The sequence below is a fragment of the Caulobacter sp. CCUG 60055 genome (assembly GCF_022750545.1).
Lineage (GTDB): Bacteria > Pseudomonadota > Alphaproteobacteria > Caulobacterales > Caulobacteraceae > PUIC01.
Genome location: NZ_PUIC01000013.1, coordinates 53,095 through 68,442 on the forward strand (window position 1 = coordinate 53,095; position 15,348 = coordinate 68,442).

The window sequence follows — 15,348 nt, forward strand, 5'->3', positions numbered from 1 at the left end:
AAGTACTGCTTCAGGCCGGCCGCGCAAGCGCCCGCAAGGGCGCGAGGCTTGAGATTGGACATCTGATCGCGCCCCTTCGGCGGGTGTTGGCGAATATCGCGATCAGTCAATTCGGGACGAGCGCCCCAGACCCGAAACATTCGCCTTACCGAGCGCAGCCAGAAGCGTTCTCACGGAGAAAATTCACGCAAGAATCGACATGCAAGCCGCAGACCGTTCAGGCGCCTGACTTCAGTGGAATGTTCGCAATCCCGGTAGGCCCGGCAGGACTCGAACCTGCAACCAGACCGTTATGAGCGGTCGGCTCTAACCATTGAGCTACGGGCCCCCCGGATCGGGCGGGGTGGCCGCCGCACGCGAGGAAGCGACGGGTTAGCACGGGCTGTCAGCGGCTTAAAGCTCCGGTTCATGTGCGCCTCTCTATGGAACGGAGCGTTGAACGTGATCGCGCGCCCCGCGTTATCGCCACGACCGCAACGTCCGGGCGCATCCCGCGCCCGTTCTGGAGACAAGACATGAAGACCCTGACCCGCGCCGTCGCTCCCCTGTTCCTCGGCGCCGTCCTGGCGACGAGCGCCCTGGCGAGCGCGCCGGCGCTGGCCGCGCCAACCGGAGCCGACGCCGTGTTCCAAGCCACCACCGTCAACCTGTCCGCCTACGGAGAGACCCGAATCGCCCCCGACATGGCGACCATCAATCTGGGCGTGAACACCCAGGCCCTGACGGCGGCCGACGCCATGCGCGCCAACGCCGACAAGATGACCCAGGTGATCGCCGCCCTGAAGAAGCAGGGCATCGCCGAGAAGGACATCCAGACCTCGAACATCGACCTGAACCCGCAATACGCCTACGAGCAGAACAAGCCGCCGCGCCTGACCGGCTACCAGGCGGTCAATCAGGTGGCGATCCGCGTCGTCGACCTGAAGAAGCTGGGCGGCGCGCTGGACGCGGTGGTCGGCGCCGGCGCCAACCAGATCAACGGCGTCAGCTTCGGCCTGCAAAACCCCGAGGCCGCCGAGAACGCCGCCCGCCGCGAGGCGGTCAAGGCGCTGGCCGCCAAGGCCGACCTCTACGCCCAGGCGGCGGGCTATCGCGTCGGCCGCCTGGTCAACCTGTCGGAAGGCGGCGGCTATTCGCCCCAGCCGCCGATGCCGATGGCGCGGATGATGATGGCCAAGGCCGACGCGGCCCCCACCCCGGTGCAGGGCGGCGAGCTGAGCGTGCGCATCGAGGTCAACGGCTTCTACGAACTGACCAAGTAGGCATGGCCCGCGACCGTCGGCGCCGTCCCTGGCGGGCGGCGTCGGCGGCGCGTCAGCCGCCGGCGTCCTTCGGCCACAGCCCGGCCTGGGCGAAGGCGTCCTTCAGCCGCGACTGCACCACCAGGCCCGGCGGGGCGTTGGCGCCCTCGACCGATGCGGCGAACACCAGGTCGCGGGACGGCGTCTTCAGCCGCCCGACCCACCAGCCGACCCCGCGCGAATTGTCCGCCTGGGTCGGACAGCTTCCAGTCTTGCCGCTGATCGCGTAGTCGCCGGTCTGGTCCTTGCGGATCTCGTCGACCATCAGCCCCTGCACGAACGCCGCCGCCCCGGGCTTGACCGGCAGCCGGCCGGCGTAGAGCCGGGCCAGGAACGCCGCCTGCTCCTTGGTCGACACCAGAAGGCCGCCGCCCACCGACGGCCCCATCCAGAACGAGCCGATCGGCCCGGCCGGATCGTGGTTGCCGTAGTCGAAGCTGCGGAACCGCTGGACATAGGCATCGCGGCCGACCTGCTCGGCGACCTTCTGATGCCACCACTGGATCGATTTCTTGAAGGCGGCCGCCGCGTCGGCGTCGGCCTCCCACGACTTGATCGGCTGGGGCGTCCCGTCCCACTTCATCGCGCCCGTCGGGGCGACCACGCCGGCGTCCAGGCCGATCAGGGCGTTGGCGATCTCGAAGGTGGCGCAGGGCGGCAGGCGCCGCATGCAGACGCTGGTCGAGCCGTAGGTGAACAGCTCGTCGCCCGACCGGGCGTCGGCGACGACGATGCAGGTGTCGGCGGCCCCGCCGAACGCGCCGTCGACCGCCGCGTCGAGGGCGTCGCGGTCCAGCCCGGCGCGGAACAGCGGCTTGCCGGCCTTGCCCCCGGCCTGGGGCGAGCAGGCCGCGACCAGGGCGGCCCCGAGCAGCGGCGCGAGACGGATCAGCCCCTTGAGGGCCGCGCTCATGCCGCCGTCTTGATGACGTTGCCCTCGTCGAGCAGGACGACGGCGGGCGAATAGTTGCGCGCCTGCTCGGCGTCGATCTGGCAGTAGGTGACGATGATCACCTTATCGTTCTTCTGCACCAAGCGGGCGGCGGCGCCGTTGACGCCGATGACCTTGGAGCCGCGCGGCGCCTCGATGGCGTAGGTGGTGAAGCGCGCGCCGGTGGTGATGTTCAGCACGTCGACCTGCTCGTGCGGGAATATCCCGGCGGCGTCGAGCATGTCGCGGTCGATGGCGATCGAGCCTTCATAGTCCATATCGGCCTGCGTCACCGTCGCGCGGTGCAGCTTGGCCTTCATCATCGTCACCAGCATGGGCGGCTGAAATCCCTGTCGCTCATGGCGCGGCCTAACCCACGGCCGCGAAAAATAGGGCGAAGGGCATATACCCATTTTGCCCCCGCCGTTCAATTGCGGCCCCGTGTCGCCGGCCCGCCGCGCCGGCCGGCGGTCGGGAGCGCCGACGGCTTTACGCGCGCCGCTTAGGTTGCGACCCTGGCGCGACGACAATCCGGAGTTCCCCCATGCGTCTCGCCGTCCTCGCCATGATCGCCGCCGCCTCCCCCGCCCTGGCGCAGACGCCGCCGGCCGACCTCGCCCGCTACGACAAGGCGCCCTGGTGGATGGACAAGCCGGTGATCGCCTCGACCGGTTTCGTCGAGAGCGAGATCGCGCCGAACCGGGCGACATTCGCCGGGCGCTTCCAATCGGTCGCCCGTGACGCCGCGGGCGCGACCAAGGCCGCCGCCGACAAGGCCCGCATCCTCGGTCGGGTGCTCGCCGCCTACGGCCCCGAGACGGTGAGAGTGGAAACCAGCTTCAGCATGGTTCCACTCTACGAACAGTACCGCGACAAAAACGGGACCATGGTCGACAACGAACGGGCCGACAAGATCGACCGCTACCAGGTCTCAGCCAATGTTTCCGTCGAGGTGCGCGACGTGCGTCTGGTCGAGAAGGTCTATGCGACAGTGTTGTCGGCCGCACCGACCGACGTCTCGCAGGTGCGCTTCACCCTGGAGCCCGACAACGAAACCAAGACCCAGATGTTCAAGCTGGCGGTCGGCGACGCGACCCGCCGGGCCCGGCTGGCCGCCGAAGTCGCCGGGGCGCGGCTCGGCCCGGTCAAGCTGATCGATCCGACCGGCCGGGCTTGCCAGACCGACGTGCTGGTGGCCGGCGCCGGGCGCAGCTACGGCGGCGGCTTCGCCGAACGGGCGCCGCCCCCGGCCCCGCTCGCCGCCCGGCCGTCTGTCGACGAAATCATCGTCACCGGCCAGAAGCGGGCGGCCGAGGCCGGCCTGAAACCCGAGGACATGCAGCTGCCGCTGCAACCGCCGCTGCAGACGTTGAACGCCAGCGCCTGCGTGGTGTTCTCCCTGAACTGAGGCCGCTCACCGCCCCTTCCAGACCGGCGCGCGCTTTTCGGCGAAGGCGCGCGGCCCTTCCTTGAGGTCTTCCGAGCGGAACAGCGCCGCGACGGCGGGATAGCGGCCCTGGCCCTTGATCGCCGCCTCCAGGCTCGGCTCGTCCAGGCCCCTGAGGACCGCCTCCTTGGAGGCGCGGATCGACATGGGCGAGCATTCGCAGATCAGCGTCGCCCACCGGCGGGCGGCGGCCATCAAGTCGGCCGGGGCGACCACCTCGTTGACGAAGCCCAGCGCCGCGCCCTCGGCGGCAGGGACGCGGCGCCCGGTCAGGATCATGCCCATGGCCGCCTTCAGGCCGATCTGGCGCGGCAGGCGGTGCAGCCCGCCGGCCAGGGCCGCCAGGCCGACCCTCGGCTCGGGCAGGGCGAACACCGCCGTCTCGGCGGCGACGATGACGTCGCAGGCCAGGGCGATCTCGAAGCCGCCGCCCATGGCCACGCCGTTGACCGCCGCGATCAGCGGCTTGTTCAGGTCGAACCGGGAGGTCAGCCCGGCGAAGCCCGAGGGCGGCGTGCTCATGTCGCCGCCGGCGGCGGTGTTCTTGAGGTCGTTGCCGGCCGAGAACGCCCGCTCGCCGGCGCCGGTGACGATGGCCGCCCACTGGTCGGGATCGGCGGCGAAGGCGTCGAACGCCTCGTGCAGCTCGAAATGCATCGGCGAGTGCAGGGCGTTCATCACCTCCGGCCGGTTCAGGGTGATGACGGTGACCGGCCCGTCGCGCTCGACCTTGATGAACTGATAGGGCATCGGCTTTCTCCCCGCTTTCGCCAGCGTCGGCGGGGAGCACAGCACGCCTTACCCGAGGGCATGCAATTGCCGGCGATAGCGCCGCCAGTTCTCGACATAGTGCAGGGCCGAGGCGGTCAGCCGCTGCGCCTGGTCGGCGGTGAGTTCGCGCACCACCTTGCCCGGCGCGCCCATCACCATCGAATTGTCCGGGATCTCCTTGCCTTCGGTGATCAAGGTGTTGGCGCCGATCAGGCAGTTGCGCCCGATTTTCGCGCCGTTGAGGATGATCGAGCCGATGCCGATCAGGGAATTGTCGCCAACGGCGCAGCCATGCAGCATCACCATATGGCCGACGGTGACGTTGGCCCCGATGGTCAGCGGGCTGCCCATGTCGGTGTGCAGGACGGCGCCGTCCTGAATATTGCTGTTTTCGCCGATGACGATGGGCTCGTTGTCGCCGCGCAAGGTCGCGCCGAACCATATGCTTGCGTTTTTCTTCAGGATGACGTCGCCGATCACGGTCGCGTTCGGCGCTATCCAGTATTCGTCTTCGTCCGGCAGATTAGGGACGGCTCCGCCCAAGCTATAAACATTCATCCGAACACCCCGTAATTTGGAATCGACGGTTGATTAACCCTATCGAAAGATGTGTAGCATCATTCTAGTGGTGCGATTCGAGGGGTGCGCCTCTCCAGAGTTTTCGGCTGCGGCCCTCACCGGCGGCGGCCCTCCAGGGCGGAGAACAGGGTGTCGCGTTTTTCGGTTCGGCGGTCGGAAGGACCGCCCCCGCATCAGAGCGCAGCGGAGCCGCCCGGCTCCGCGTCCCCGATCTCTCCCGACATTTCCCAGTTTCCTCAAGGGCGGTCCATTGCGGACGCGCCCTTTTTTCTTGGTCCAACGGAGGGCTCCATGACCAAGCGTGCTCTGAAGCGGATGGTGCGCGAAGGCGCGTTCGACGCCGGGCAGTTCGAGGACGCCAAAGTACGCCGCCTCCCGGTCGAACGCGGCTGGTCTCCGCTAGGGCATGGCGACAACGACGAGCGCGACCAGGCCTATCTGAAGACCATAAAACCCAAATCGCCCGGCCAGGCCGAACTGCTGGACGCCATCGACACCCGCAACCTCGTGGTCGCCCTGGGTCCGGCCGGCACCGGCAAGACCTATCTGGCGGTGGCCAAGGCGGTCGAGGCGCTGGAGGCCGGCAAGGTCGGCCGCATCGTGCTGTCGCGGCCGGCGGTCGAGGCGGGCGAGTCGATCGGCTTCCTGCCCGGCGACATGGAGGACAAGCTGGCTCCCTATCTGCGGCCGCTCTACGACGCCCTGTCGGACCGGCTGTCGATGAAGCGGGTGCGGGCGCTGATGCAGGAAGGTGCCATCGAGATCGCCCCGGTGGGCTACATGCGCGGGCGCACGCTGAACAACGCCTTCATCGTCATCGACGAGGCGCAGAACTGCACCTACGTCCAGCTCAAGATGCTGCTGACGCGGCTGGGCTGGCACTCGACCATGGTGGTCACGGGCGACCCGAACCAGTCGGACCTGCTGCCCGGGGTCTCGGGCCTGAAGGACGTGGCCGACCGCCTGGAGCAGGTGAACGACATCAGCGTCGTCCGCCTGGTCGAGCGCGACATCGTCCGCCACCCGCTGGTGGCCAGCATGCTCGGCGTGCTCTGAGAACCGGCGAAGGCGGCTGGCCGCCTTCGTCCCCGCCTTGACGAGGGGCCGGCCGCGACGCGGCCGGCCCTAGCTCTTCGGAGCCTGCGGCAGGCGTGGAAGGGCCTGGGCCGGCCCCTCGCCCCGGGCGAAGAAATCCAGGCGGACCACCGCGCCCGCGCCGTCGCGCACCGGCGCGAAATAGGACAGCTCGTCGGGCTCGAAATAGAGCCGGCCGTCGGCCCCGGCCTGGATCGGCGACGGCGTGCGGCTTCCGCGCTGGGCGAACAGGCGGCCGTCCTTGACCGAGAAGGTCCAGGCGGTGGTCTCGTCCAGGCGATAGCTTCCGGCCAGGGCCGCCAGGTCCGACGCCGACGGACGGCCGGGGACCACCTGGCCATAGGGACGGCCCAGGGCCGCCGCCGCCAGCCGCCGCCCCAGGGTCTGGGCGTCGAACTCGTCGTCATTGGCCAGCACCACGACGGTGACGTCCTGGCGCGGCAGATAGGCGATCATCGAGGCGAACCCGTCGATCTGGCCGGTATGGCCGACCATCGGCTCGCCGCGCACATGCCAGAGGAAGAGCCCGAAACCATAGCCGTAGGCGGCATTGAACCCGGGCAGACCCGCCGGCGGCGGCGCGGTCATCGCCTGGAACGAGGCCGGCGTCACGATCCGCCCCCGGGCCAGGGCCCGCATCCACAGCCGCAGGTCGTCGGCGGTCGACACCAGCCCGCCCGCCGCCGCCGGGATGGAGGCGCTGATATAGGCGGCGTTGCGCACCGCATGGGTCTGCGGATCGGTGGTGTAGCCGGCGACGCGGCCAGGGATGATCGGCGCGGCGGCGCCGTAGGCCGTATGCTTCAGGCCGAGCGGGTCGACCACCGTCGCCTTGACCGCCTCGTACCAGGGCCGGCCGGTGACCTTCTCGATCACCGCGCCCAGCAGCACGTAGCCGTCGTTGGAATAGGCGTACCGGCTTCCGGGCGCGAAGGTCGGCGACTTCTGGCGGAACTCGGCCAGCAGGGTGGCCGTGTCCACGTCGCGGCGCATGAACCCCGGCGGGGCGGCGTGCGGCTGCGTGGCGACGCCGGAGGTGTGGCTGAGCAGGTGGCGCAAGGTCACGCCCTCGGCCCCGGCGATGTCGGGCAGATATTTGGGCAGCGGATCGTCGAGCGACAGCCGCCCGTCCTCGGCCAGCTTGACCACGGTGGCGGCGGTGAACGTCTTGGTCACCGAGGCGATGCGGAACACCTGGTCCGTCGCCAGCGGGACCGGCAGCTCCAGGTCGGCGCGGCCGAGCGCCTCGCGATAGACGACGTCGTCGCCCCTGGCGATCAGCACCACCGCCCCGGGGCCGGCGGCGCTGGCCGTCCGGGCCAGGGCGTCATGGACGGCGGCGGCCATGGCCGGGTCGAGCCCCGGCGCGGCGCGGGCGACGGACCACGGCTGGCCGGCCAGGGCCAGGACCGCCGCGAAAGCAAGGACGCGCCCGCGCATGTGCAAGTCTCCGCAGCGGCTGAGGATCGCGCGGATGCTCCTATGAAACCGCCGACGCCTCCAGCCGTCCGACGGCGTGGGCGAGATTAAATATCCGACAGGATCGGGCGGCGGCGGCCGTCAAGGCCCCGCCGCGTTGGGGAAAAGGTGAAAAATCGCCGAAACGGCGACGATCGCCGCAACGTTGACGCTCAGGGAGCCCGCAACTAGGGTTCGCCGCCCCGGAACCTCTCGCATAGACGGCTCACCGTGGCCCTGGACGCCCCACAACCGGCGACGATCAACCGCGACGGCGTGCCCGTCGGGCGGGACGATTTCGACGCCCTGCGCGCGCTGATGCAACGGTCGGTGCAGGCCTGGGGCGCTGGCGACGCCGAGGCCTACGCCGCCTGCTTCACCGAGGACGCCGACTACGTGGTGTTCGACGGCGCCCGGCTGCACGGCCGGGCCATCAACGCCGTCATGCATCACCGCGCCTTCGAGGGTCCGTTGAAGGGCTCGCGCCTGGAGGCGCAGCTGGAGAGCGTGCGCTTCCTGTCGCCGGAGGTGGCGCTGGTGCACAGCCGGGCCCAGTTGGTCCGCCGCGGCCGGCGGCGATCCGGGCAGATGTTCCGCCAGACCCTGGTCGCGGTATGTCGCGACGGCGAGTGGGCCTACGCCGCCTTCCAGAACACCCGCATCATCGACCGGCCGATGTGGAAGGCGTGGCTGGCCTGGGCGCTCAATCTCTGACCCGGACCGGATCGACATAGGCGTCGATCAGCAGCGCCGCCTGCGCGGCGACGCCGCCGGCCGGACCGCCCGGCCCGAACAGCTGGCTCGACACATAGACGCCCTCGAGCAGCAGCAGCAGCCCGTCGGCCAGGGCGTCGGGCCGCGCAGCGCCCATCGCCCGCGCCATGTCGGCGAGCCGCGCGCGCAGCGCCTGCTTGTGCTCGGCCGAGACCTGGCGGGCGGGATGGTCGGCGCGGGGATACTCCACCGCCGCGTTGGTCAGGCCGCAGCCGCGATAGCCAGGTCGTTGCGACCGCTCGCCCAGCCCCTCGAAATAGGCCAGGACCTGGGCGCGGGGATCGCCCGGATGCGCCTCGCACACAGCGTCGAACAGGCCCCAGAAGTGCTCTTCCTCCTGCCGCAGATAGGCGACCGCCAGATCGTCCTTGGAGGCGAAGCTGCGATAGAGGCTCGGCTTGGTGACGCCGGCCCGGGTGACGATCTCGTCCACCCCCACGGCGCGGATGCCGTCGCGATAGAACAGGTCGCAGGCGGTGTCGAAGATCCGCTCGGCGGCGCGAGGCGGCCTGGCGACGGATTCCGGGTCCTTGTGATCGGCGGACATGATTGGCCCTTGACGATGTAACCGATCGGTACGTAGATCGGGCGGAACGGGGACGTACCGGTTAGTCACATGATCATAGCGCTGCGCAGGGCCCTTGGCCAGAACTACGCCTTCCTGGCGGCCGGCGCGGCCTTCCTCGCGCTGCTGGCCTCGGCGGCGGTCCGCTCGGCGCCCGGCGTGCTGATGCTGCCGCTGGAGCACGCCTTCGGCTGGGACCGGGGAACCATCTCGTTCGCGGCGGCGACCGGCATCCTGCTCTATGGCCTGACCGGCCCGTTCGCGGCGGCGCTGATGCAGTCGTTCGGCGTGCGGCGCACGGTGGCCCTGGCGCTGGGCCTGATGTCGCTGTCGGCGGCCCTCAGCGCCTTCATGACCCAACCCTGGCAGCTGGTCGCCACCTGGGGGGTGATGTCGGGCCTGGGCACTGGAGCGGTGGCGATGGTGTTCGCCGCCACCCTGGTCAACCGCTGGTTCGTCGCCCGGCGCGGCCTGATGAGCGGATTGCTGGCGGCCAGCACCGCGACCGGCACCCTGGTGTTCCTGCCGGTCCTGGCCGCCATCGCCCAGAACGGCGGCTGGCGGCCGGTGGTGTTGATCATCGCCGTCGCCGCCGGCGTCCTGGCGCCGCTGGTCGCCCTGCTGATCCCCGACAGCCCGGCCGAGATCGGCCTGCGCCCCTACGGCGCCGAGGCGGACGCGCCGCCCCCGCCGCCGGCCTCGGCCCGCAACGCCCTGGCCCTGGCCTTCGGGGCCCTGGGCCGCGCCCTGCCCTCGCCGACCTTCTGGATCCTGTTCGGCACCTTCTTCGTCTGCGGCCTGACCACCAACGGCCTGATCGGCGCGCACATGATCGCCTTCTGCTCCGACCACGGCCTGCCCGAGGTCAAGGCCGCCGGGGTGCTGGCGATGATGGGGCTGTTCGACCTCGTCGGCACCACCCTGTCGGGCTGGCTGACCGACCGCTACGACCCCAGGAAGCTGCTGTTCGTCTATTACCTGCTGCGGGGCCTGTCGCTGATCTGGCTGCCGTTCACCGACTTCTCGCTGCTGACCCTGACCATCTTCGCGGTGTTCTACGGCCTCGACTGGATCGCCACCGTCCCGCCGACCCTGCGCCTGACCACCGAGGCCTTCGGCGAGCGCGACGCCCCGGTGGTGTTCGGCTGGATCGCCGCGGGCCACCAGATCGGCGCTGCCACGGCGGCCATGACCGCCGGCCTGCTGCGGGTGGCGCAGGGACGCTACCTCGAGGCCTTCGTCATCGCCGGCGCCACCGGGATCGCCGCCGCCGCCGCCGCCCTGCTCGTCCGCCGCCGGGCCGCCGAAACGTTCCAGAGGGCTTGAGCCGAAAGCTTAAAACTGGTCAGTGTCGGCGCCACGACGCCGCACGAGCGGCCCACCCCATATGAGGCCGCCTTGACAGCGACTGCACTTCCCACCGCCGGCCGCGGGGTCGAACTGACTCTGCGCGGCCTGATCCTCGGCGCCCTGATCACGGTCCTGTTCACCGCCGCCAACGTCTATCTGGGCCTGAAGGTCGGCCTGACCTTCGCCTCCTCGATCCCCGCCGCCGTCATCTCGATGGCCGTCCTGCGCCTGTTCCGCAACGCGACCATCTACGAGAACAACATCGTCCAGACCGTCGCCTCAGCGGCGGGCACGCTGTCGTCGGTGATCTTCGTCCTGCCCGGCCTGGTGATGATCGGCTGGTGGACAGGGTTTCCGTTCTGGCTGACGGCCGGGATCTGCGCCATCGGCGGGGTCCTGGGCGTCATGTACACCATCCCGCTGCGCCGGGCGCTGGTCACCAACTCCGACCTGCCCTATCCGGAAGGCGTCGCCGCCGCCGAGGTGCTCAAGGTCGGCGCCGGCTCGCGGGCCGACGCCGCCGAGGCCGCGGCCGACGGCAAGGCCGGCCTGGCCGCCATCGTCATGGGCTCGCTGGCTTCGGCCGGCGTCGCCCTGCTGACCGCCTTCAAGGCGTTCGCCGGCGAGGTCACCGCCTTCTTCCGCATCGGCGGCGCGGCGACCGGCATCGGCGGATCGGTGTCGATGGCCCTGATCGGCGCCGGCCACCTGATGGGCATCGCCTGCGGCGTGGCCATGCTGGCCGGCCTGATCATCGCCTGGGGGGTGGCCACGCCGCTGCTGACCCTGATGCATCCGGCCGCCGGGCCGGCGGCCGAGGCGGCGACCGCCGTGTGGAAGACCCAGGTGCGCTTCATCGGCGCCGGCGCCATCGGCGCAGCCTCGCTTTGGACCCTCGGCAAGCTGGCCCTGCCGGTATGGAACGGACTGATCTCGGCTCTAGCCGCCGACCGCCAGCGTCGCGGCGGCCAGGGCGCGACCCTGCCGATCACCGAGCGTGACATCCCCATCGGCCTGGTCGGGGTGATCATCGTCGCCTGCCTCGTGCCGCTGGCGGCGCTGCTCTACGCCTTCCTGGCCGGCGGCGCCCTGCAGGGACTGGCCGTGCCGCTGATCGCCGGCGCGGTGCTCTACACCGTCATCGTCGGCTTCCTGGTCGCCGGCGTCTGCGGCTACATGGCCGGGCTGATCGGCTCGTCGAACAGCCCGGTCTCGGGCCTGTGCATCCTGGCGGTGCTCGGCGCGGCCGGACTGCTTGCGGTGACGGTCAAGACCGCCGCCGGCCCGGAGAACGTCCCGGCCCTGGTGGCCTTCGCCCTGTTCGTCACGGCCGTGGTGCTGTGCGTGGCGACCATCGCCAACGACAACCTCCAGGACCTGAAGACCGGCCAGCTGGTCAACGCCACTCCCTGGAAGCAGCAGCTCGGCCTGATCGTCGGCGTCGCCGTCGGCGCCCTGATCATCCCGCCGATCCTCGACCTGCTCAACCGCACCGCCGGCTTCGCCGGGGCGGCCAGCGTCCACATCGCCGGGGCCACCCCCCTGCCCGCCCCCCAGGCGACCCTGATCTCCACCCTGGCCAAGGGCGCGCTGGGCGGACACCTGCCGCTGGGCCTGCTGGGAATCGGCGCCCTGGTCGGGATCGGCCTGGTGGTCGTCGACGAAATTCTGCGCAAGACCGGCCGCTACAGCCTGCCGCCGCTGGCGGTGGGGCTGGCCATCTACCTGCCCAGCGCCGTCACCGCCCCCGTGGTGGTCGGGGCGGTGGCCGGCTGGCTCTACGACCGCTGGGTCGCCAAGGGTCCGCGCGCCCAGCACGCCAAGCACATGGGCGTCCTGCTGGCCTCGGGCCTGATCGTCGGCGAGGGCCTGTTCAACGTCGCCCTGGCCCTGCTGGTGGCGACGACCAACAACGGCTCGCCCCTGGGCTTCGTCGGCGCGCCGCTGGTCAAGCTGTTCGGCGGCGAGGAAAGCCCCGGCTTCGTGCTGTTCAGCTTCGTCGGCTATTTCGCCATCGCCGCCTGGCTGTACGTCTGGGTCCGCCGCCGGTCGCTCAAGACCGCCTAAAGCAAACGCCGCCCCCGGAGCCTCGTCCGGGGGCGGCGCCTCAGCATCACCAAACCGAGCTCGCCGCCGGCGCCCGCAGGCGCCGACGGACGGGCCTTAGACGTCCAGGTCTTCGGCCAGGATGGCCATCTCGAACAGGAACGAGCCGTCTTCGTCCTCGTCCTGATAGATGACGCCGATGAACTCGCCCTTCAGCTCGACCTCGGCGGAATCCTTCTGCTTCGGCCGCGCCTTCAGCGCGATGTGCGGGTTGCCGAAGGTGCGTTTCAGGTGCGCTTCGATGCGCTTGATGTCTCTGTCGTCCACGGGGAGCGCTCCAAATCTTCAGGGCGCGAACCTAGCGGCATCCGCAGGAGGGGCAAGCCCCAAAGGCGCGGCGAGCGGCGGATCGGGCGTCGTCGCCCCCTGCTCGACCAGCCAGTCGCGGAACGCGGCCGAGGCCGGGTTGCGAACGCCTTCGGGCCGCAGCGCCACATAGTCGCCGGCCGTGGCCACGAACCCGAGCGGCGCGGCCAGCCGCCCGGCGGCGATGTCCGGCATGGCGAAGGCCCACGGGCCGATGGCCACGCCCAGGCCGGCGGCGGCGGCCTCCAGCATCGAGAAATTGTGCTCGAACTCCCGCTCCAGCGGCGGCGGCCCCAGGCTGACGCCCATATTGGCCTGCCAGTCGGACCAGGCCTGCGGGAAGGTCTTGGGGAACAGGCGCGGCAAGGCCGACAGCGACGCCAGCGAGGCGCCCTTGGCCGCCAGCAGGGCCGGCGACAGCACCGGGCCATGATATTGCTTGAGAAACCGCGTCGCCTCGCCCTCGCCGGCCTGCGGGTACGAGACGCGGATGGCGAGGTCGGTCCCCGAGCGCCGGAAGTCGCAAGGCTCGTGCGACTCGCTGATGCGCACGGGAATGTCCGGATGACGGGCGATGAAGTCGGGCAGGCGCGGGATCAGCCACTTCATGGCGAAGGTCGCCAGGCACGACACCTCCAGCGGCGCGCCCCGGGGAGCGGCCTCGGGCAGCCCCCGCTCTATGGCGTCGAAGGCGGTCGTCAGCGAGGCCGCCAGCCGCGCGCCCTCCTCGGTGAGGCGCAGCCGGTTCCTCGGCCCTTCGACCAGGACGACGCCGAGCGCGTCCTCCAGCTGCTTGACCTGGCGGCTGACCGCGCCGTGGGTGACGTAGAGCTCCTCGGCCGCCGCCGTCATGCTGCCGCGCCGGCTGAACGCCTCGAAGGCGCGCAGGGCGTTGAGCGGCGGCAGGCGACGACGGGCCATGTGAAGAAACCTCACAAACAGGCCCAGTTAAATCGATTGGCCGAACGCCGCAACGCGTCGATATCCGTCGGCGATGAAAGACGCAGAAAAACACCGCGAAACGCTTTCGGCGCAACGGCGCCGGACCCTGGACGGCCTGGTCGCGGCGGCCCTGATGACCGCCGCCGCCGCCTTCGGACTCCATGAGGCGCGACACGCCGCGACGCCGGCTCCGGCCGCTAGACGCCAGGTGCTGGCGGCGCTGCCCGCTCCGCCCGCCTGCCCGGCGACGCCGGCGGGCTAGATCACGTAGTCGTAGACCACGTCGGCGAGGGTGTGGTCCATGGTCCGGGCCGGCTCGTCGCAGGTCGGGCAGTTGACCAGCCGCGCCGGCACGCCGGCGGCGGTGCATCCCGGCGGCACCGGCTTCAGCACCACCGAGCCCGAGGCGATCTTGGCGTAGTCGCCGATATGGATGTTGCCGAGCACCTTGGCGCCGGCCCCCAGCAGCACGCCCTTGCCGATCTTGGGGTGACGGTCGCCGCGCTCGGCCCCGGTGCCGCCCAGCGTCACGCCGTGCAGCATCGAGACGTCGTCGCCGACCACGGCGGTCTCGCCGATCACCACGCCGGTGCCGTGGTCGAGGAACACCCCCGCGCCGATGCGGGCGGCCGGGTGGATGTCGACCTGGAACAGCTCGGACATGCGGCTCTGCAGATAGAGCGCCAGGGTCTCGCGCCCCTCGCTCCACAGCCAGTGGGCGACGCGGTGGGTCTGCAGCGACAGGAAGCCCTTGAAGAACAGGAACGGCTGCATGTAGCCCTTGCAGGCCGGGTCGCGCTCGAAGACGGCGCGCAGGTCGGCCTCGGCCTTGTCGATGATCGACGGATCGCCCTCATAGGCCTCCTCGGCGACCTCGCGCATGCTCATGGCGCGCAGCTCCTGGTCGCCCAGCTTGCGGGCCAGCTGGTAGGACAGGGCGGCGGCGAGGTCGCCGTGCTTGAGGATCACGGCGTTGATCAGCGAGGCCAGGCTGGGCTCGACGGCGGCGACGTGCTGGGCCTCGTTGCGCAGGGCGGCCCAAACCGGGGGCGGACCGCCTCGGGTCACCACTTCAAAGCGCTTGGACATGCCTGCTCTCCTGTTCCCGCTAGCCTAGCATAGCCTTGGCCAGATCGCGCGGGAGCTCTCCCTCCCTGGCCATATGGTAGGCCCGCCACAGCATCGCCAGCGTGATCATGTCGCGCAGGCCGCCCTCGCCGGCCTGGTCGAGGGCCTCGCGGAACGGCACCCGCGCCAGGGTCAGGGCCTCGGTCTCGTCCGGCTCGGCCTCGACCGCTGCGAGGCCGGTGGCGATGTAGCCGTAGCCGCGCTCGTCGGTGATCGAGTTGGAGACGTCGAACCGCATAGCCTCGCGCCAGACGGCGGCGGTCAGCCCGGCCTCCTCGCGCAGCTCGCGCTTGGCGGTGTCGAGCGGATCGACGCCCAGCGGTCCGCCGCCCTCGGGGATCTCCCAGGAATAGGCCCCGTGCGCGAAGCGGTGCTGGCCGACCAGCACGATCGTGCCGTCGTCGTGGATCGGCAGCACGCCGATCGCCAGGTTCTTGAACCGCACCACGCCATAGAGCGCCGGCCGCCCGGTGGGCGCGACCGCCTGGTGTTCGCTGACGCTGATCCACGGATTTTCATAGACCAGCCGCGCCTCGCCCGGCCGCCACGGCGTTCCGTGCGACGTCAGCCAGTTCGGTTTTTGCGACATATTCTC

At 70.5% G+C, this 15,348-nt stretch carries 17 protein-coding genes and 1 tRNA gene; 7 read left to right on the plus strand and 11 right to left on the minus strand.

Annotated features, from left to right (window positions below; all coding sequences use genetic code 11):
- Positions 1–255 precede the first annotated feature (255 nt).
- Positions 256–328, minus strand: a tRNA-Ile gene (locus C5708_RS16220).
- Positions 329–515: 187 nt separating this feature from the next.
- Between C5708_RS16220 and C5708_RS16225 the strand changes: the two genes are divergently transcribed.
- Positions 516–1,262 carry an SIMPL domain-containing protein gene (locus C5708_RS16225; protein WP_242922730.1) on the plus strand — a complete coding sequence of 249 codons (747 nt, stop codon included), beginning with the start codon at positions 516–518 and terminating at the stop codon, positions 1,260–1,262.
- Between the two features lie 52 nt (positions 1,263–1,314).
- On the opposite strand, the gene C5708_RS16230 is transcribed toward C5708_RS16225, so the two are convergent.
- Positions 1,315–2,214 carry a penicillin-binding transpeptidase domain-containing protein gene (locus C5708_RS16230; protein ID WP_242922732.1) on the minus strand — a complete coding sequence of 300 codons (900 nt, stop codon included), beginning with the start codon at positions 2,212–2,214 and terminating at the stop codon, positions 1,315–1,317.
- Positions 2,211–2,567, minus strand: a complete 357-nt coding sequence (panD, locus tag C5708_RS16235) for an aspartate 1-decarboxylase (protein ID WP_242922733.1) — start codon at positions 2,565–2,567, stop codon at positions 2,211–2,213. The genes C5708_RS16230 and panD overlap by 4 nt, the downstream gene beginning before the upstream one ends.
- A 209-nt stretch (positions 2,568–2,776) precedes the next feature.
- Between panD and C5708_RS16240 the strand changes: the two genes are divergently transcribed.
- Positions 2,777–3,640, plus strand: a complete 864-nt coding sequence (locus C5708_RS16240; RefSeq protein ID WP_242922734.1) for an SIMPL domain-containing protein — start codon at positions 2,777–2,779, stop codon at positions 3,638–3,640.
- A gap of 6 nt (positions 3,641–3,646) precedes the next feature.
- Here C5708_RS16240 and C5708_RS16245 read toward each other — a convergent pair whose 3' ends face one another.
- The gene (locus C5708_RS16245) at positions 3,647–4,429 is read right to left on the minus strand and encodes an enoyl-CoA hydratase-related protein (protein ID WP_242922735.1); all 783 of its coding nucleotides are present in this window, start codon (positions 4,427–4,429) and stop codon (positions 3,647–3,649) included.
- 48 nt (positions 4,430–4,477) lie between these two features.
- Positions 4,478–5,008 carry a gamma carbonic anhydrase family protein gene (locus tag C5708_RS16250; protein WP_242922736.1) on the minus strand — a complete coding sequence of 177 codons (531 nt, stop codon included), beginning with the start codon at positions 5,006–5,008 and terminating at the stop codon, positions 4,478–4,480.
- Between the two features lie 312 nt (positions 5,009–5,320).
- Here C5708_RS16250 and C5708_RS16255 point away from each other — a divergent pair, with 312 nt between their 5' ends.
- Positions 5,321–6,085 (plus strand): PhoH family protein, encoded by a 765-nt coding sequence (locus tag C5708_RS16255; protein WP_242922737.1) that lies wholly within the window; start codon positions 5,321–5,323, stop codon positions 6,083–6,085.
- 69 nt (positions 6,086–6,154) lie between these two features.
- On the opposite strand, the gene C5708_RS16260 is transcribed toward C5708_RS16255, so the two are convergent.
- Positions 6,155–7,564, minus strand: a complete 1,410-nt coding sequence (locus tag C5708_RS16260) for a serine hydrolase domain-containing protein (RefSeq protein WP_242922738.1) — start codon at positions 7,562–7,564, stop codon at positions 6,155–6,157.
- A 249-nt stretch (positions 7,565–7,813) separates the two neighbouring features.
- On the opposite strand from C5708_RS16260, the gene C5708_RS16265 reads away from it, so the two are divergent.
- The gene (locus C5708_RS16265) at positions 7,814–8,296 is read left to right on the plus strand and encodes an SgcJ/EcaC family oxidoreductase (protein WP_242922740.1); all 483 of its coding nucleotides are present in this window, start codon (positions 7,814–7,816) and stop codon (positions 8,294–8,296) included.
- Here the strand turns inward: C5708_RS16265 and C5708_RS16270 are convergent.
- Positions 8,286–8,903, minus strand: coding sequence for a TetR/AcrR family transcriptional regulator (locus C5708_RS16270; protein ID WP_242922742.1), 618 nt, complete (start codon positions 8,901–8,903; stop codon positions 8,286–8,288). The genes C5708_RS16265 and C5708_RS16270 overlap by 11 nt on opposite strands.
- Before the next feature lie 69 nt (positions 8,904–8,972).
- Here C5708_RS16270 and C5708_RS16275 point away from each other — a divergent pair, with 69 nt between their 5' ends.
- Both C5708_RS16275 and C5708_RS16280 read left to right on the plus strand, forming a co-directional pair.
- Entirely contained in the window at positions 8,973–10,247 is a 1,275-nt protein-coding gene (locus tag C5708_RS16275; protein WP_242922744.1) for an MFS transporter, read from the plus strand.
- Between the two features lie 72 nt (positions 10,248–10,319).
- Positions 10,320–12,338: an oligopeptide transporter, OPT family gene (locus tag C5708_RS16280; RefSeq protein ID WP_242922746.1), complete on the plus strand. Its 2,019-nt coding sequence runs from the start codon at positions 10,320–10,322 to the stop codon at positions 12,336–12,338.
- Positions 12,339–12,434: 96 nt separating this feature from the next.
- On the opposite strand, the gene C5708_RS16285 is transcribed toward C5708_RS16280, so the two are convergent.
- Together C5708_RS16285 and C5708_RS16290 are read right to left on the minus strand one after the other, a co-directional pair.
- On the minus strand, positions 12,435–12,644 hold the full coding sequence (locus tag C5708_RS16285; protein WP_242922748.1) for a DUF3126 family protein: 210 nt from the start codon (positions 12,642–12,644) through the stop codon (positions 12,435–12,437).
- Positions 12,645–12,662: 18 nt separating this feature from the next.
- Complete coding sequence (locus tag C5708_RS16290) at positions 12,663–13,604, minus strand: LysR substrate-binding domain-containing protein (RefSeq protein ID WP_242922750.1); 942 nt, start codon at positions 13,602–13,604, stop codon at positions 12,663–12,665.
- A 73-nt stretch (positions 13,605–13,677) separates the two neighbouring features.
- On the opposite strand from C5708_RS16290, the gene C5708_RS16295 reads away from it, so the two are divergent.
- Entirely contained in the window at positions 13,678–13,887 is a 210-nt protein-coding gene (locus tag C5708_RS16295) for a hypothetical protein (protein ID WP_242922752.1), read from the plus strand.
- On the opposite strand, the gene cysE is transcribed toward C5708_RS16295, so the two are convergent.
- A complete protein-coding gene (gene cysE / locus C5708_RS16300) occupies positions 13,884–14,714 on the minus strand; it encodes a serine O-acetyltransferase (RefSeq protein WP_242922754.1) in 831 nt (276 codons plus the stop codon). The two genes, C5708_RS16295 and cysE, sit on opposite strands and share 4 nt — an antisense overlap.
- Positions 14,715–14,733: 19 nt before the next feature.
- Positions 14,734–15,342, minus strand: coding sequence for an NUDIX hydrolase (locus tag C5708_RS16305; protein WP_242922756.1), 609 nt, complete (start codon positions 15,340–15,342; stop codon positions 14,734–14,736).
- Positions 15,343–15,348: the final 6 nt, after the last annotated feature.

Excerpts from the sequence above, each read along its gene's own strand:
- C5708_RS16225 (WP_242922730.1), top strand. The coding sequence starts at position 516 with ATGAAGACCCTGACCCGCGCCGTCGCTCCCCTGTTCCTCGGCGCCGTC.
- C5708_RS16230 (WP_242922732.1), bottom strand. The coding sequence starts at position 2,214 with ATGAGCGCGGCCCTCAAGGGGCTGATCCGTCTCGCGCCGCTGCTCGGG.
- panD (WP_242922733.1), bottom strand. The coding sequence starts at position 2,567 with ATGCTGGTGACGATGATGAAGGCCAAGCTGCACCGCGCGACGGTGACG.
- C5708_RS16240 (WP_242922734.1), top strand. The coding sequence starts at position 2,777 with ATGCGTCTCGCCGTCCTCGCCATGATCGCCGCCGCCTCCCCCGCCCTG.
- C5708_RS16245 (WP_242922735.1), bottom strand. The coding sequence starts at position 4,429 with ATGCCCTATCAGTTCATCAAGGTCGAGCGCGACGGGCCGGTCACCGTC.
- C5708_RS16250 (WP_242922736.1), bottom strand. The coding sequence starts at position 5,008 with ATGAATGTTTATAGCTTGGGCGGAGCCGTCCCTAATCTGCCGGACGAA.
- C5708_RS16255 (WP_242922737.1), top strand. The coding sequence starts at position 5,321 with ATGACCAAGCGTGCTCTGAAGCGGATGGTGCGCGAAGGCGCGTTCGAC.
- C5708_RS16260 (WP_242922738.1), bottom strand. The coding sequence starts at position 7,564 with ATGCGCGGGCGCGTCCTTGCTTTCGCGGCGGTCCTGGCCCTGGCCGGC.
- C5708_RS16270 (WP_242922742.1), bottom strand. The coding sequence starts at position 8,903 with ATGTCCGCCGATCACAAGGACCCGGAATCCGTCGCCAGGCCGCCTCGC.
- C5708_RS16275 (WP_242922744.1), top strand. The coding sequence starts at position 8,973 with ATGATCATAGCGCTGCGCAGGGCCCTTGGCCAGAACTACGCCTTCCTG.
- C5708_RS16290 (WP_242922750.1), bottom strand. The coding sequence starts at position 13,604 with ATGGCCCGTCGTCGCCTGCCGCCGCTCAACGCCCTGCGCGCCTTCGAG.
- C5708_RS16295 (WP_242922752.1), top strand. The coding sequence starts at position 13,678 with ATGAAAGACGCAGAAAAACACCGCGAAACGCTTTCGGCGCAACGGCGC.
- cysE (WP_242922754.1), bottom strand. The coding sequence starts at position 14,714 with ATGTCCAAGCGCTTTGAAGTGGTGACCCGAGGCGGTCCGCCCCCGGTT.
- C5708_RS16305 (WP_242922756.1), bottom strand. The coding sequence starts at position 15,342 with ATGTCGCAAAAACCGAACTGGCTGACGTCGCACGGAACGCCGTGGCGG.